General features: G+C 75.1%; 3 protein-coding genes. All 3 read left to right on the top strand.

From position 1 onward, the window contains the following. The first annotated feature begins 123 nt into the window (after positions 1-123). Positions 124-1,179, top strand: coding sequence for a patatin family protein (locus tag ACFRAV_RS22515; RefSeq protein WP_382558054.1), 1,056 nt, complete (start codon positions 124-126; stop codon positions 1,177-1,179). 195 nt (positions 1,180-1,374) lie between these two features. Next, positions 1,375-2,244 carry an MBL fold metallo-hydrolase gene (locus ACFRAV_RS22510; protein ID WP_382558053.1) on the top strand — a complete coding sequence of 290 codons (870 nt, stop codon included), beginning with the start codon at positions 1,375-1,377 and terminating at the stop codon, positions 2,242-2,244. A 70-nt stretch (positions 2,245-2,314) separates the two neighbouring features. After that, positions 2,315-2,557 (top strand): acyl carrier protein, encoded by a 243-nt coding sequence (locus ACFRAV_RS22505; RefSeq protein WP_351115117.1) that lies wholly within the window; start codon positions 2,315-2,317, stop codon positions 2,555-2,557. The last annotated feature ends 133 nt before the right edge of the window (positions 2,558-2,690 follow it).

Genomic DNA, 2,690 nt, shown 5'->3' with positions numbered 1-2,690 from the left:
GGACCGGCTCCCTGCCGAGCCCGGCAGGGAGCCGGTCCGCGCGGCGAGGGACAATGGCCTGCGCAGCGCCCTCCGGCCGCCCGGCCGCGCCCGGGACGCCGCCGGACCCGAGGAGAGCCAGGCATGAGCCGAAAGCCCGTCGCCGACGACAGGCCGGCGGACGGCAGGCGGGCGGGGGAGCACCCCGACTCGCCCCGCGACCGGCACGAGGTCCTGCGTGCCGTCGGCGAACGCACCCGCGCCGGGAGCCGTCCCGGCGCCCGCGACGACGACCTGCGGCTCGCCCTGGTGATCGAGGGCGGCGGCATGCGCGGCACCTTCTCCGCGGGCATGGCGCTCGCCCTCCACGACGCCGGTCTGGTCGACGCCTTCGACGCCGTGTACGGCTCCTCGGCGGGCGCCATCACCGGCGCCTGGCTGCTCAGCGGCGCCCCGGAGCAGCTCAACGGCTGGGCCGAGCCCGAGTACGCCAACACCATGATCCGCCTGTCGAACTTCTGGCGCGGGCGGCCGGTGGTCGACGTGCGGACGCTGGTCGAGCACCTCTACGCCGAGGTGGCGCGGATGGACTTCCAGGCGGTCCTCTCCCACCCCGTCGAGTACCACCCGCTGGCCACCGACGCCCACACCGGGCTCTCCACGGACCTGCGTCCCTTCCTCGACGGCCCCACGGAACTGCGCCTGGCCCTGCGCGCGAGCGCCGCGCTGCCCTTCCTGGCCGGCCCGGCGGTCGAACTCGGCGGGCGGCACTACTACGACGCCGGGCTCGCGGAGTCCGTGCCCTACCGCACCGCCCTGGCCCAGGGGGCGACCCACGTCCTCGTCCTGCGCTCCCGGCCCGCCCCCAAGGACCTGCTGCCCGCGCCCGCGGCCGACGGGTCGGTCCGCCCGTCGTACGGCTCCCGCCTGGTCGCCGCCACCGCCCTGCGCCGCTACCCCAAGGCGCTGCACGACAGCTACTTCGCCCGGGCCCACCGGCTGCGGGAGGACGAGGCGCTGTTGTCCGAGTGCGACCGCGGGGGACCGTCCGGCCCGGACGGCACGGCGGTGATGTCGGTCCGGCCGGCGCTGGACTCGCCACGGGTGGGACGGCTCACCCGCGACGGCAGGCTGCTCAAGGCGGCGCTGGAGTCCGGCCGAGCCGCGGTCGAGCGGGTCCTGGGTCCCCGCGGGGCCTGACATCCCGACGGGACCCGGACGGGACGTGCGCCTTCGGGGCGTAGGCCCCCGGGCCGCAGGCCTTCGGGCCGCAAGGCCTTCGGGACGTGCGCCTTCGGGACGTCGACTCTTCCCCACGCCCGACAGGGGTACTCCGGGCCGGGAACCGGGGAGGCCGACACCTCCCGCAGCCCGGCCAGGAACACGGTGATCCCCATGCACCCGTCGTCGGACGACAGCGACGCCCTCGACCTACACTTCGTCGGCAACGCGACTCTGCTGCTCCGCTACCGCGGGCTCACGCTGCTCACCGATCCCAACTTCCTCCACCGCGGTGAGCACGCCTACCTCGGCCACGGCCTGCTCAGCCGCCGCCTCACCGAGCCCGCCCTGGCCGTCGGCGACCTGCCGGAGCTGGACGCCGTGCTCCTGTCCCACCTGCACGGGGACCACTGGGACCGCCGCGCCCGCCGCGGCCTCCCACGGTCGCTGCCGGTGGTCACCACGCCCCACGCGTCCCGCCGTCTGCAGGGAGTGCACGGCTTCCACCGGGCCGTCGGACTGCGCACCTGGGAGGAGTACACCGTGCGGCGGGGCGACGCCCAGGTCCGGGTGACCGCCGCGCCGGGGCGGCACGCCGGCCACCCGCTGCTGCGCGCACTGCTGCCGCCGGTGATGGGCAGCTTGCTCGAGTTCGGTCCCCTCACCGGTCCGCCCCGGCTGCGCCTGTACATCTCCGGCGACACGCTGGTGTACCCCGGACTCGCCGAGATCGCCCGCCGGTTCCCCGGACCCGACCTCGCCGTGCTGCACCTGGGCGGCACCACCCTGCCGGGCGGTCTGCTGGTCACCATGGACGGCGAACAGGGCGCCGAACTGGCGCGCCTCGTCGACCCCCGTGCCGTCCTGCCGGTCCACTACGGCGACTACACGGTGATGCGCTCCCCGCTCACCGCCTTCCTGGCCGAGGCGGAGCGCGCCGGTCTCGCCGACCGGGTCGTGCACTGCCGCCACGGTCAGCGCGCGGTGCTCGCACCCGACGGCGTGCCCCGGGTGGTCGGCCGCGCGGGCGAGCTGCCCGTTTGACCCGCCGTCCGCCGTGAAACCCGCCCCACGTCCGCACTTCCACGCTTCGACGTACTTCGGGAGGACCATCATGGCCACGGGTGAGACCGGCTTCAGCGATGTCGTCTTCGACCTGATCTCCGTGCAGTACCACTCGCTCAAGGCCGGGCACGACTACGGCCAGTACGTCCGCGACGCGGAGAACGCCGGGAAGACCGAGATCGCCGAGTTCTTCCGCACCGTGATGGCACAGGACTCCGACCGGGCGGTCAAGTGCCATCAGTACCTCAAGGAGCTCTCCGGGACCGAGGACGCGGGACCAGGAGCGAGTTGACGACGTGACGACGGAGGGCGGGGCATCGCCCCGCCGGAGAGAGGCGGGGGGGCGCCGGGGGGGGCCCCCCCCCCCAAGGGTTTGCGGCAAGCGAGCAAGGGGGCGGCGGGGGAAAACGTGGGGGTACCCCACG

The organism is Streptomyces sp. NPDC056600 (genome assembly GCF_042792855.1).
In the GTDB taxonomy this organism is placed as follows: domain Bacteria; phylum Actinomycetota; class Actinomycetes; order Streptomycetales; family Streptomycetaceae; genus Streptomyces.
The sequence above is the reverse complement of the archived record's forward strand: the minus strand, read 5'-3'. Positions and strand labels throughout refer to the sequence as shown.